Origin of the sequence: Undibacterium sp. Rencai35W (assembly GCF_049340185.1) — a bacterium.
GTDB lineage: Bacteria > Pseudomonadota > Gammaproteobacteria > Burkholderiales > Burkholderiaceae_D > Undibacterium.
Genome location: NZ_JBMPPC010000003.1, coordinates 456,485 through 470,089, shown reverse-complemented (window position 1 = coordinate 470,089; position 13,605 = coordinate 456,485). Strand labels below are relative to the sequence as shown.

11 protein-coding genes are annotated in these 13,605 nt (G+C 50.4%); 3 read left to right on the top strand and 8 right to left on the bottom strand.

Annotation, left to right across the window (positions count from 1 at the left end):
- Positions 1 to 17: 17 nt before the first annotated feature.
- The 4 genes from ACO0K3_RS09165 to ACO0K3_RS09150 all read right to left on the bottom strand — a co-directional run bounded on the left by ACO0K3_RS09165 (position 18) and on the right by ACO0K3_RS09150 (position 5,812).
- Positions 18 to 2,534: an ABC transporter permease gene (locus tag ACO0K3_RS09165; protein WP_422983859.1), complete on the bottom strand. Its 2,517-nt coding sequence runs from the start codon at positions 2,532 to 2,534 to the stop codon at positions 18 to 20.
- A gap of 193 nt (positions 2,535 to 2,727) precedes the next feature.
- Positions 2,728 to 3,969 (bottom strand): cystathionine gamma-synthase family protein, encoded by a 1,242-nt coding sequence (locus ACO0K3_RS09160; protein ID WP_422983857.1) that lies wholly within the window; start codon positions 3,967 to 3,969, stop codon positions 2,728 to 2,730.
- A 231-nt stretch (positions 3,970 to 4,200) separates the two neighbouring features.
- The gene (locus tag ACO0K3_RS09155; protein ID WP_422983855.1) at positions 4,201 to 4,788 is read right to left on the bottom strand and encodes a hypothetical protein; all 588 of its coding nucleotides are present in this window, start codon (positions 4,786 to 4,788) and stop codon (positions 4,201 to 4,203) included.
- Positions 4,789 to 4,930: 142 nt separating this feature from the next.
- Positions 4,931 to 5,812 carry an alpha/beta fold hydrolase gene (locus tag ACO0K3_RS09150; RefSeq protein ID WP_422983853.1) on the bottom strand — a complete coding sequence of 294 codons (882 nt, stop codon included), beginning with the start codon at positions 5,810 to 5,812 and terminating at the stop codon, positions 4,931 to 4,933.
- Between the two features lie 126 nt (positions 5,813 to 5,938).
- On the opposite strand from ACO0K3_RS09150, the gene ACO0K3_RS09145 reads away from it, so the two are divergent.
- The gene (locus ACO0K3_RS09145) at positions 5,939 to 7,627 is read left to right on the top strand and encodes an acyl-CoA synthetase (RefSeq protein WP_422983851.1); all 1,689 of its coding nucleotides are present in this window, start codon (positions 5,939 to 5,941) and stop codon (positions 7,625 to 7,627) included.
- 388 nt (positions 7,628 to 8,015) lie between these two features.
- Here the strand turns inward: ACO0K3_RS09145 and ACO0K3_RS09140 are convergent, their stop codons facing one another.
- Positions 8,016 to 8,975 (bottom strand): flagella assembly protein FlgT middle domain-containing protein, encoded by a 960-nt coding sequence (locus ACO0K3_RS09140; RefSeq protein ID WP_422983849.1) that lies wholly within the window; start codon positions 8,973 to 8,975, stop codon positions 8,016 to 8,018.
- Between the two features lie 92 nt (positions 8,976 to 9,067).
- Complete coding sequence (locus ACO0K3_RS09135) at positions 9,068 to 9,928, bottom strand: ferritin-like domain-containing protein (RefSeq protein WP_422983847.1); 861 nt, start codon at positions 9,926 to 9,928, stop codon at positions 9,068 to 9,070.
- Positions 9,929 to 9,997: 69 nt separating this feature from the next.
- Here ACO0K3_RS09135 and ACO0K3_RS09130 point away from each other — a divergent pair, with 69 nt between their 5' ends.
- On the top strand, positions 9,998 to 10,522 hold the full coding sequence (locus ACO0K3_RS09130; RefSeq protein WP_422983845.1) for a gamma carbonic anhydrase family protein: 525 nt from the start codon (positions 9,998 to 10,000) through the stop codon (positions 10,520 to 10,522).
- Positions 10,523 to 10,588: 66 nt separating this feature from the next.
- Positions 10,589 to 11,515, top strand: coding sequence for an Hsp33 family molecular chaperone HslO (gene hslO, locus ACO0K3_RS09125; protein ID WP_422983843.1), 927 nt, complete (start codon positions 10,589 to 10,591; stop codon positions 11,513 to 11,515).
- 100 nt (positions 11,516 to 11,615) lie between these two features.
- On the opposite strand, the gene ftsB is transcribed toward hslO, so the two are convergent.
- Positions 11,616 to 11,951: a cell division protein FtsB gene (ftsB, locus tag ACO0K3_RS09120; protein WP_422956272.1), complete on the bottom strand. Its 336-nt coding sequence runs from the start codon at positions 11,949 to 11,951 to the stop codon at positions 11,616 to 11,618.
- A gap of 70 nt (positions 11,952 to 12,021) precedes the next feature.
- Positions 12,022 to 13,305, bottom strand: coding sequence for a phosphopyruvate hydratase (gene eno, locus ACO0K3_RS09115; RefSeq protein ID WP_262838444.1), 1,284 nt, complete (start codon positions 13,303 to 13,305; stop codon positions 12,022 to 12,024).
- Positions 13,306 to 13,605: the final 300 nt, after the last annotated feature.

Genomic DNA, 13,605 nt, shown 5'->3' with positions numbered 1-13,605 from the left:
CGTCGTGCAACTGTCGTTCAGCTTTCACGCAGACTCAGCAAGGGCGGTTGATTCAACACATTACGTAATCCCATCCAGCCGCCGATCAGTGCGCACAATGCACCGACGCTTAAACCTGCGAGCCAGACCAGCGGCGAGAAGCTCCACTCAAAATTAAAACTGAATCGCGCCAATGCCCAGCCGATAGCGGATGCACCACTGGCGGCGAGTAAGCCAGCTAATCCGCCGACCAGCAAAAATTCTATCCACTGCGCCTGCGACAATTGCTTACGGGTTGCGCCTAGCGCACGCAGCAGGGCCGCTTCGCGCATGCGCAAATCTTGCGAACCGGCTAGTGCCGCATACAAGACCAGCACACCCGATGCGAGTGTGAACAGGAACAAAAATTCAACCGCCGTAATGACCTGATCCAGCACGCTTTGCACTTGTTTGATCATGGCGCCGACATCCACCACCGTCAGATTAGGAAAATCAAGCGTCAACTGATTCACCGAGCGCTGATCGCTTTCTGGCAAATGAAAAGCGGTGATCCAGGTCTGCGGCAATTCAGCTACTGCCGCAGGATTGAGGATCACAAAAAAATTGACGCGCATCGATCCCCAGTCGAGCTTACGCAGGCTGGTAATCGCTGCCGTAACTTGCTGACCGGCGACATCAAAACGCAGTTTGTCGCCTAATTTCAGCCCAAGAGTTTTAGCAATACCCTCTTCTACCGACGCCTCTGCTTGCGGATGTGCACCGGTCTCCTGATACCATTTTCCGGCGATAAGTTTATTCGTCGCTGGCATGTCGCGCATGGTGGACAGATTGAATTCTCTTTCAACCAGGCGTTTGGCTCTGTCGTCGGGATAAGTATCGCCGGTGATGGCTTTATCATTAACCTGGATCAGTCGCCCGCGGATCATCGGGTACAGCGTCGCCTGTTTATCCGGTGTCATAGCTTGCAGACGTCTGGTGATTTCTTCTTTTTGATCTGGCTGGATGTTGATTACGAATTGGTTCGGCGCGTCTGCCGGAGTGGCACTTTTCCACGCAGTGATCAGATCAGAACGTACCACTGTCAGCAGCAATAAAGCCATCAACCCGAGTGCCAGCGATACCACCTGAATCACGGTTGCGCCAGGACGGCGTTGCAGCGCCGTAATCGCAAAGCGCCATGCCGTGTGGCTGCTGAAATTGCGTACGCGTTTTAAGGAGGCAACGGCGAGCCAGGCGATCAGGGCGAATACCAGCAAGCCGATTAAAAAACCGGATGCGGTCAGCAAGCCCAGCTTCACATCGCCGGCCTGCCATAACAGCAAACCGACGAACATGCCCAGTCCGAGGCCATAGGTCGCCAGCGTCATCGCTCGCGGCGCATCCTGTTCGCGACGGATGACGCGATTATGCGGGACATTTCGCAATTGCAGTATCGGCGGCAAGGCAAAGCCGACCAACAGCAGCAAGCCAGTCGCGATGCCCTGCAATGCTGGTTGCAGACTTGCAGGCGGCAAATCGTTGGAGACCAATTTGCCCAACCATTCAAGCAAGACATAATGTCCGGCAAAGCCAAGGATGACACCGGCGGCGCTGCCCAATAATCCCACGATCAAAAATTCGATCAGGTACATGCCCGTGACCTGGTTTTGCGTCTGTCCAAGACATCGCAACATCGCGCAGGCATCGACATGACGCAGCATGAAGCGCCGTGCCGCCATTGCCACAGCAACCGCTGCCAGCATCGCCGACAACAAGCCAACCAGTGATAAAAATTGCTCTGCACGGTCCAGTGTTGCACGCATTTCAGGACGACCCGATTCGAGAGATTCTAGCCGCACACCTTTGGTTTGCTCACGGTCGATACTGTCTTGCAGCCATTTCTGAAATGGCGTAACGACATCGGCTTTGCCCGCCAGCAGGAGGCGATAGGTCACGCGAGAACCATTCTGTATGAGTCGGGTATCAGCAAGGTCACTCATGTTGAGCATGACACGCGGTGCAAAGTTCATAAACGCGGCACCACGATCTGGCTCGTTCGCGATCAGTTGAGTGACGGTGAGCGTCTTATCGCCGAGTTTGAGAATATCACCGGTCTTGAGTTTCATACTGAGCAGCAGCGTCGGGTCTATCCAGACGGTGCCGGGCGCGGGAATCTGCGTTGTGGTGAGCTCCGCGCCCTGTGGCGACTGGCTGAGCTTGAGGTTGCCGCGCAAAGGGTAACCGGGTGTGACGGCTTTCAGCGCGACCAGCTTGGTGGTGATTGCATCGCCCTCCCCCGCAATCGCCATACTTGGAAAAACAATGGTCTCCGCCATCGTCAATCCACGTCGTTGCGCTTCGGTGCGCCAGGCAGGATTGATGGGCTGATCGGCGCTGACCAGCAAATCCGCACCAAGCAACTGATGTGCATCGCGATTCAATCCATTGCGCATCCGGTCCACAAAAAAACCTACCGACGACAAGGACGCAACCGCAATCATCAAGGCGACCAGCAAGAATCGTAATTCACCCGCTCGCCAGTCACGCATGGTCATACTGAATGAGAGTCGTAACATGACGATCTTTCTGAGGATAAAAAACAATTAGGAATTACCGAAACGTAATGAAAAAAACACGAATCACGAGAAATAAAGGGGAGTATCCAGTTTTATTGGCTCATTCCGCAGGTTTTATGCGGCACATGAGCATCTATACACCGATACTCAGACCTAGTATAAGTCAAAAACTGATTAACTCAATCTGAGGTCATCAGGCATTTAAGGCTTGCGCAAAGTCACTTAGCAAGTCCTGAGTGTCTTCAATACCCACAGAAACGCGGATCAGTGAATCGACTATTCCCATTGCGGCTCGGCGTTCAGCGCCCATCTCAAAGAAGATGGTGTGTGCTACCGGAATCACAAGAGTCCGCGTGTCGCCCAGATGGGTGGCAGAGATCGGCAGATGTAAGCGATTGAGATAGTCGAAGCAGTCGATTTCCGGCTTCAATTCAAAACTGAACAGCGCACCGTAAGACCGGAATAAGTCACTCGCAATCTGATGCTGCGGGTGAGATGACAAGCCAGGGTAATGCACAGCGTCGACGCGCGGATCGTTCTCCAGCATCTGCGCCAGCGCTAGCGCATTTGCACATTCACGCTCCAGACGCAAGGCGATTGTCTCGGCACCGACCGCGATCTGGTGCGCTGCATCCGGCGACAGCGAGGCGCCAAAATCACGCAAGGCCTTGGCGCGCACCTGCGCCATCCCCCACTGCGGTGCCGGTGTTTTTTTAAAATTGGCGGCGATATGCGGATAAGCGGACCAGTCAAATTCACCCGTATCGGTTAGAGCACCACCAAGTACATTGCCATGACCTGCAATCGACTTCGTCAAAGAATTCACAACCAGGCCAGCACCGACGCTTTTTGGGCGGAACAGGTACGGTGAGGTCATGGTGTTGTCCACCACATATAAAATTCCGCGCTCACGGCATAAGTCGCCGATCCGTTTTAAATCTGCAATCTGGGTACGCGGATTGGCAATCGTTTCCACAAATACCATGCGGGTTGACGGTGTAATCGCCGCGGCCACATTCGCGACATCGGTAGCATCGACAAAGCTCACATCAACACCTTGCGCAGCTACTGTTTGCCAGAGACTATTTGTGTTGCCAAATAAAAATGAGGACGAAATTACATGATCGCCCTGACGCAACAAGGCCTGAAACACCGCACCAATCGCCGCCATTCCTGTCGCAAAGCAAATGCTGGACTGGCCGTCTTCCATCTTGGTAATCTTGTCTTCGAGTGCCGATACAGTGGGATTGCCCTGACGTCCATAGCGATAACCCGATTGCTTACCCTGGAATACCGCAGCCAGATCACGCGCATCCTCATAGCCGTAGAACACCGAGGTATGAACAGGCTTATGCGCAGAGCCGTGCTCAATCGTTTTTTGGCGATCGCTGTGAATGATGGTCGTAGTGAAGCCGTAAGATGCTTTTTCGCTCATGATGAAATAGGTGCTGTGGAGTAGAACAGATCTGAAAAGGAATCTCGTAAGTTTAACCGAGATTCTTTGCGGCGACGCGGCATAGCAAGAGAATCAGATAGCACTAAAGCTATTGGACTACACCGAGCGTCAAAGGGAAATTGCCCCTCAGAGATAAGAAATCAATCATGTCGCCGCGTAACTGAGGCAAAGATGATGGACAGATCGATCGTGCCAACGTGGTCATTGAAATTATTTTCTGGCAGCAGTATCGGTAGTAGCTGTCTTTGATGCTGTGAACAACTTGACGGCATCCAGATATTCTCTAGATGCTTTTAAACGATCAAGGTAGCGAATCTTGCGCTTAGCGCTCCTGGCGATCAGATAATCGGACAAACTGCCGCGTGCGCCGCAATACATGCGACAAGTTGCAACACCCGTTGGGGTAATCCGGTCGGTGATATGCAATTGATCTGCCGTGCCGGATAGTTTTAAGGTACAGGCCGGCTCTCCTGCTAGCGGAGGAGCGAGATCATGGTAGACAAAGCCATCTTTTTCCTGACCAGCAATTCCATAGATACTGCAAGAGTGTCCGTTATAAAACTGAAGCTCCGCACGAAAGTACACATGCGACGGATCATATTGGACGATTTCAATAATGTCTTCAGACTGATAGGGCTGGTCAGCCTCACCCGGTGCTTTGCCCGGTGTGATTACGCCATTCATGAAACGATGTTTATATACTCCCTCAATATCGCCAATCTGCAGAGGTGATGACAGCTCACCGCCATAAGCGAGCGTGGCGATAGTCAACATGAGGGGGAGAAGAATTCGTTTCATGGGTACGTCTCTTAATACATAGGCTATTGCACTGATTAAAAGGCCGAATAATGTGCAGATCATTTTGCACTTAATTTTGCTTAATTTGGCCTAATCGGCTCACACTGCAATTCGCCCTACTGTCCGCCACCTTCAAAAAAACTCACTCAAGCAAAAACTGCTCAATGATTTCCGCCAGAATTTCTGGCTGATCATGATGCAACATATGTCCTGCATTCTGTATCATTTCTTTACGCAAATGCGGAATATGGGACAGTCGGCGGTCGATTTCGATACGGGCTTCCGGTTTTGGCCCCATCCAATGCCAGACATTGGTATCGTCCGCTTCGAACCATAAGGTTGGTGCCGTATTTTTTTGCCAGCAAGCCATGACTTCTTCGACATGATAGAGCAAGGGACTGGTCAGTTTGTGCGCCGGATCACCGAGTATTTCCCAGCGGCCATCATCATTTTGGCGTGCCCAGTGTTGGGATAAAAATGCGGCGCGCTCATCGGACAATCGCGGATTCGTTTTTTGCAAACGCCCTGCGACTTCCGCTTGTGTTGCATAGGTTCGCAATACCGGTGTTTCACGCAATTCATCCAGCCACTTCAGATAGCGTCCAGGTGCCTGACCCGGCGTCGTGGTGGGCATGCCAAAGCCTTCGAGATTGATCAGCTTTCTGATCCGCTCTGGACGTACGCCGGCGTAGATCCCCGCGACGTTGCCACCCATGCTATGCCCTAATAAATTGACGGCTTCGTCGGGCGAATAATGTTGCAAGATCGCGTCCAGATCGCCCATGTAATCGGGGAACCAGTAGCAATCCGCATGCGGTGCATCGGTAAGGCCAAAGCCTCGCCAATCCGGTGCAATCACGTGCCAGTTCTGTTTCAGGCAATCAACCACAAACTGGAACGACGCGGAGACATCCATCCAGCCGTGCAACATCACGATCTTGGGCGCGTTATCAGGCCCCCAATGACGCACATGATACTGAAGACCGCGAACGGGAATGAATTCTGAGCGAGATGATTTGATCATGAGATTAATAATTTTCGTGAATAAACAGAGCGCTTGCAATATCGGCAAGCCCGTTTTTCGTTTAGGATTAACGTTGGAGCATAACAAACAATAGCACGATCGTTCGATAATTATACCGGAGTCAGGATGAGTCAGAAAAAAACGCTTACACATGCACCCGCCGTCGGCACGATTGATCACTATCAGGATCTTTATCACCACTTTCGCTGGGATGTTCCGGCTGAATTCAATATTGCGGAAGTCTGTTGTCAGCGCTGGAGTAAAGATCCTCATCGTATTGCCATCCATTATGAAGATGCCGAAGGCAATACCAGCACCTTGAGCTATGCCGAATTGCAAACTCAAGCCAATCAGTTATCGAATCTGTTACGTGCACAAGGCGTCAAAGCTGGCGATATCGTCGCCTACATCCTGCCACAGCGTCCTGAGACGGCGATCAGCGTGATTGCCTGTCTGCAGATGGGCGCAATTGCAATGCCGCTGTCTTTTTTGTTCGGCCCTGAGGCTCTGGAATATCGGCTACAAAATAGTGAAGCAGTCGCCTTGATTGTTGATCAGAGCGGCATCGAAGCGTATTGGCAAATTCGCGGTAATTGTCCTGCGTTAAAAACCCTCATCACTCTGCAATGCAAAGCTGAAGACTCGCTGATCTGGTCGCACACGGTGCCGCAGATGCCGGCCGATTTTACTCCGGCGGTTACCAAGGCGAGTGACCCTGCCATTTTGATCTATACCAGCGGCACTACAGGCGCGCCGAAAGGTGCGGTGATTCCTCATTCTGCCATTATTGGCAACCTGACCGGCTTTGTCGCGTCTCAAAACTGGTTTCCACAGCCGGGTGACGTATTCTGGTCGCCAGCAGATTGGGCATGGACCGGCGGCCTGATGGATGCCTTGTTACCGACGCTCTATTTTGGTCAGCCCATCGTCGGTTACCAAGGACGATTCAGCGCAGAAACAGCTTTTTATCTGATGGAAAAATATCAGGTCACCAATACCTTTCTGTTCCCGACCGCGCTCAAAATGATGATGAAAGCCTGTCCAGAACCCAAGTCACGCTACCAGCTCAAGTTACGCAGCATCATGAGTGCGGGAGAAGCCGTCGGCGACGCCGTATTCAACTGGTGCAACGACGCTCTCGGCATCATCCCGAACGAAATGTTTGGACAAACCGAGATGAACTACATCGTCGGCAACAGCATTGTGCAATGGCCCGCCAAGCCAGGCAGCATGGGGCGACCGTACCCAGGGCATCGCGTCGCAATTATCGATGATGATGGCAACGAAGTTGGCGATCACCAGATCGGCGAAGTCGCCATGCACCGCAAGGACATTCATGGACAGGCCGATCCCGTCTTCTTTCTCGGTTATTGGAAAAATCCTGATGCCACACGAAACAAATTCACCGGCGACTGGTGCCGCACAGGCGACCTAGCCTTACGTGATGAAGATGGTTACCTCTGGTATCAGGGTCGTGCCGACGATATGTTCAAAGCCGCCGGTTATCGCATCGGCCCATCAGAAATAGAAAACTGCCTGGTCAAACATCCAGCGGTAGCAAATGCCGCCGTGATCCCCAAGCCCGACAAAGAGCGTGGCAACATCGTGAAAGCATATGTGGTGTTAAGCAGCGGCTATGAAGGTAGCGCAGACCTGATCGCAGAGCTGCAAACACACGTACGAGGCAAACTCGCCCCTTATGAATATCCGAGAGAAATCGAATTCATCGCGGCATTGCCAATGACGACAACGGGTAAGGTCCAGCGGCGGGTTTTGCGTTTACTCGAAGAGGAAAGAATTGCCGGGCGATTGTGACCGCAAGTAAACAACGCTCGCTTCAAAGCAATACTTTCTAAGAAGGATGTTAACGTCAGTCAATCAGATACGACGAATTAATCGCACTGGTCTGGACAAGCTAGTGGTACAGGTGAAGGTCTGACAGGACTTACGCAATACGACAAGCTGCATACTGTCATGCACAGTGAACCCGCAAGCTGGATGCGGCTTTCAGAGGCATTTCGTGCCAACAGGCGCATTCAGCTTGCGGAATCGTTTGGGGAATCTCTCAAGCCTTTTAATCGATATTTCGTAACCGTTTACTCTTGCCTTTTCTCTATGTCTCTATGTCTCAGCGTCTCAGTGACTCTGAGGTGAGAGGTCTTGGCTTTTTGTGTCAGTCCTGTTTGAGATCAATATCTGCCTCCTAACGACCAACAACCGTATCCGCTCTCACAATATCACCCACTTTCACTTCGCTGATTTTAGTATCGGCAGACAGTTCAGCCATTGACGATGAGCTCTGGCTTTTGATCACGGCAAGGGTTCCTAGCCGACGCTCTTGATGTTCCGTGGCGACATGTGCCATACCTTTTGCGGACAAATTAGTTTGCCGTCCAAAGATAGCGAATACATCGCCTGGTAGTACCGCAGAATTAGATCCCGCATCCAACATGACTTCTCCATCCGGACCGACCTGAGTAATTTTTGCGTAGAAGCTGCTCGCTTCTAAATCTTTGATGATCATAGTCGTCGCCTGCTCTAGCAACTGATCAAAGACTTTTCCGTAAGGCGTGGCAAAGAACACGGTGCTGGCAAAGGGCTTATCTTTACCCACCGTGATGTCTTTGTCGGCAATCTGGCTAAGCTTATGGCGTGCAAGCAAAACACCACTCGCCACATCATGCAGTTCGATTTGTAATGTCAGGTGACGTTTTTTATTTTCGATCAGGCCCCAATACTTTTTCTCTGTGATGACGCTGGCGTCCAGTATCGTGCCTGAGATGACGAACTGACTATCGTATTGCGTTCCCAACTGGCGCAACAGTTGTGTTGAAGGTGCGTCAACCTCATAATTAAATGAGAGCAAATTTGGCGACATTCTGGTCAAAAATCCCTGCGTCACATGAAGCCGGTGTAATAACTCTTTCGGAAAATTTTGACCTACCTCATCGATATCGTCGATCTGTACATTTTTGCCGACTGTGAACGCCGTTGCCAGAATCTTCTTTTTAAATTTTCGTTCAGGTAGGCGATAGTCGCTGGCAGGCACAGGCATTTCTGCCGCGGGCTGTGGTGCCGCAGCAGGCGCGGGTATAGTCGCATTCTGTGCAAACACAGAGGATATAAGCAGGACACTCGTAAGCAGCGTGATGAGATGTTTCATTCTCTTGGCCTCTGAAATGTAATGGCGTTGACTCCAGATTGTCTATCAGACCGCTAGTCGCTGTTCTAATGGAAAATTTGGGTTAAAAAATCCTAAGCCTGTAATGCGATCAATTCTTCTTCACTAAAACCAGCGGCACGGCGTGCATCGAGATTAAATGGGCCGCGCATTTGCGGTGCCTTGTATTGCTGGGCTAAGGCAGCATAGGTTGCGACCGGCGCTAGTTGTCTTAACTCGCACAGATAGGCGAACCAACGATTGCCTATCATCACATGACCGATTTCATCCCGCAAGATAATGTCCAGAATCTCAGCAGCGGCGATGTCTTTGGCCTGTGCCAGCTTGGCTCTGACCGCGGGTGTCGCATCGAGTCCGCGCGCTTCCATGGTACGTGGCACCAGCGCCATTCTGGCCAATACGTCTTCCTGTGTTTTTTCGGCTAACTCCCACAAACTGTGATGTGCGGGAAAATCTCCGTACTGATAACCCAGTACGCGCAAGTGATCTGCCAGCAAACTGAAATGGTAAGCTTCCTCTTGCGCAACCTGTAACCAGTCAACATAATAATCACGTGGCATATCAGCAAAACGCCAGATCGCGTCGAGCGCAAGATTGATGGCATTAAATTCGATGTGCGCCAGAGCATGGATTAACACTGCCCGCCCTTCCACTGTATTCATCGCTCTACGCTTGACTTGCAGCGGCGGCACCAGCTCAGGTCGATCGGGGCGGCCCGGGATAGGCTGATCTGCCAATAGACTGGCAGAAGCATCCAGACTCAATGCTCCCGCCAGCCAGTCTTGCCGTAATTTCAATACCCCGCCAACTTTTGCGTCGATATGTGACTCTGCCAGCCAGTTGAGTGCAGCACGACGCAGTTCCCTCGTATCTGCCTGAGTCTGGCCTGCATTGGCAACATCTGGCGTGATTGAGGAGGGATTTGCGGTTGACATCGGTGAGTTCATACAAGGAGCGTTAAAATAGAGGGGTTTACAACATGTTCTCTATTTTACGGAAAAATCATGGCCATATACCAGTTAGGCGACGTTGCACCAGAAATAGATCCGAGCGCATACATCACGGACACCGCCAATATTATTGGCAAAGTGAAAATTGAAGCGTTTGCCAGTGTCTGGTTCGACGTGACCATACGTGGCGATAACGAACTGATCACCGTTAGCGAGAACAGCAATGTGCAAGAAGGCTGTATCCTGCACACCGATCCTGGTTTCCCTCTGGTGATCGGTAAAAACGTGACTATCGGGCATCAAGCGATGCTACACGGCTGCACAATCGGTGAAGGCTCGTTAGTGGGTATTCAGGCCGTTATTCTGAACGGTGCCAGGATAGGAAAAAATTGTCTGGTTGGTGCCGGTGCACTAGTCACAGAAGGCAAAGAATTCCCAGACAATTCACTCATTATCGGCTCGCCAGCCAAAGCCGTGCGCACCTTGAACCAAGAGGATATTCTGCGCATGCACGGCAATACCCAGAACTATGTGCGCCGTGGACAATCATTTAAAACCGAGCTGAAACGTATCGGTTAATACACAAAAACCTAAGAAACTTCTCCGACATCAAGATCCAAAGCAACATAAAGTACACAACTATCTATGCAAGACTCATTACAAAAATTCATGTTTGAACATGCAGGCGTGCGCGGCGAGCTCGTCGAAATATCGAATACCTGGCAACAAATTTTATCGCGCCAGAATTATCCGCAAGCGGTTAAAACCATACTCGGCGAATTAACTGCAGCATCTGCCCTGCTGTCGGCGAATCTCAAATTTGACGGTACCATGATCATGCAAATCCACGGTGACGGTCCTTTAAAATTGTTAGTCGTCGAATGCAATGACAAACTGCATATCCGGGCGACAGCAAAACTGGCACCGGATGCAGTTATTTCTGATGACGCGACACTAGCCGATCTGATCCATGCACATGGACAAGGCCGCTTCGTGATTACTCTGGACCCGAATGACAAACTACCAGGACAGCAAGCGTATCAGGGCATCGTGCCTATCGATGGCGACAGTATTGCCGTCATCATTGAAAACTATATGATGCGCTCCGAGCAGCTTGATACCAAATTATGGCTGGCTGCCGATGACACCGTCGCACGTGGCATGCTGCTGCAAAAATTACCGAAACATGGCGGCATCGAATCGACTGTCGAGGATGAAGCTGAGGCATGGAACCGTGCTGTCGTATTGGGTAGCACATTGAAGCAAGATGAATTATTGACTACCGATATCGAAACGCTGTTGCACCGACTATTCTGGGAAGAAACGATCCGGGTTTTTGAGCCGCAACATCCTGAATTTCATTGCAATTGCACACGTGAAAAAGTCGGTGACATGTTGCGTATGCTGGGAGAGACTGAAATTAATACGGCAGTCGAGGAACTCGGCAAGCTTGATATTCATTGCGATTTTTGTGGCAAACATTACGGCTTTGACAAAGTCGATTGTGCACAATTATTTGTGGCAAATACCCTGGTTGAAGCAACCAGTATTGTGAGCCAAAGTAAGCATTAGATAGTCAGTGTTAGATTCGTGTACGCGTATAGACGTATGTGTTACACAAACACAAAAATCATTCCAAATAGCGAGTGAAAAATAAAAAACGCTGCCGAATTTATCTTGCAGCGTTTTCTTTTTGTAGCACTGGTGCCGGTGTTTCTGTTTTTTGTACCGCACTGCCCGGAGCGAGAATTTGCACAAAAATCTCGTCTTTCTTGATCATCCCCAACTCAAAACGAGCACGTTCTTCAACAGCACCGGTCCCCGTTTTTAAATCCTGAACCTCAGATTCGAGCTTGCTATTGCGTTCTTTCAGCTCGTCGTTATGCTTTTGTACTTGGGATACTTGCTTATCCAGATCCCAGACACGCAGCCAACCGCCCTTACCCAGCCATAGCGGGAATTGGATCAGTAAAAGCAATGCAGCAAGTGATAACGCGATCAGACGCATCGGATAAACGCAGCCAGAAAAAGAAAAAGTCAGCAAAAAGGGGAACGCCGTTCCCCTTTATCATTGACGCTTACTTCAGATTATAGAACGCATCACGACCAGGGTAGCTGGCGATATCACCCAGATCTTCTTCAATACGCAGCAACTGGTTGTACTTCGCCATACGATCAGAGCGGGACATAGAACCTGTTTTGATTTGCAGCGCGTTGGTACCGACAGCGATATCAGCAATGGTGCTGTCTTCCGTTTCGCCGGAACGATGGGAAATAACGGCGGTGTAACCGGCACGTTTTGCCATTTCAATCGCAGCGAAAGTCTCGGTCAAAGTACCAATCTGATTGATCTTGATCAGGATGGAGTTGGCGATACCTTTTTGTATGCCTTCTTTGAGTATCTTGGTATTAGTCACGAACAAATCGTCACCCACGATCTGAACTTTCTTACCAAGTTTTTCGGTGAGAATTGCCCAACCGTCCCAGTCGCCTTCTGCCATACCATCTTCAATCGAAATGATAGGATATTTGTCGACCCAAGTTGCCAGCAGATTGGTGAAATCGGTAGAGGACAAAGTCAGGCCTTCACCTTCAAGGTGATATTTGCCATCTTTGTAGAATTCACTGGCGGCACAATCCAGACCCAGAGCGATTTGCGTACCTGGCTCATAGCCTGCCGCTTCAATCGCTTGAATGATCATCTTGATTGCTGACTCATGGTTCTCTACGGAAGGTGCAAAACCACCTTCGTCACCAACTGCGGTAGTCAGACCTTTGTCGTGCAGGATTTTTTTCAATGCATGGAATACTTCGGCACCGTAACGAATCGCTTCGCGGAAGGAAGGTGCACCTACCGGGATAATCATGAATTCTTGAATATCCAGATTATTGTCCGCATGGGCGCCACCGTTGATGACGTTCATCATTGGCACTGGCAATTGCATCGCGCCTGAACCACCGAAGTAACGATACAGTGGCAAACCGGCTTCTTCAGCAGCGGCTTTGGCAACAGCCATAGAGACCGCCAAGATCGCGTTTGCGCCGAGACGTGCTTTATTTTCTGTACCGTCAAGATCGATCAGAGTGCGGTCAAGGAAGGCTTGCTCGTTCGCATCCAGACCCATGATCGCTTCAGCGATTTCTGTATTGATATGCTCGCAGGCTTTTAATACGCCTTTGCCCAGGTAACGAGACTTATCACCGTCACGCAATTCAATCGCTTCGCGGGAACCTGTCGATGCACCGGATGGTACAGCGGCACGTCCCATGACGCCGGATTCCAGCAAAACATCACATTCAACTGTTGGATTGCCGCGTGAATCAATAATTTCACGACCGATAATGTCAACGATGGCACTCATTCATTTCTCCTAAACAATCAATATAGCGAACAAAATTTCAACAAGCTGCGAAGTTCATCTTGACCATGTGCACGCAAAGTCGGCCGTCCGGATCGGTACAGGCTGTCAGATAAAATCATGATTCCGGTTATCACCATCGACACTTTGGCTCAACAGACAAAGCGCATGCCATCAACAATTTTATGCTCACCGCCCTTGCGTCAGGTTGAGACAAAAGCGGGACTAAGCGCAACAAGCAAACTTCAGAAAAACTTCAGTCAACTCAGGGCAACTCAAGATCACTCAAGACAATAAAGAGTG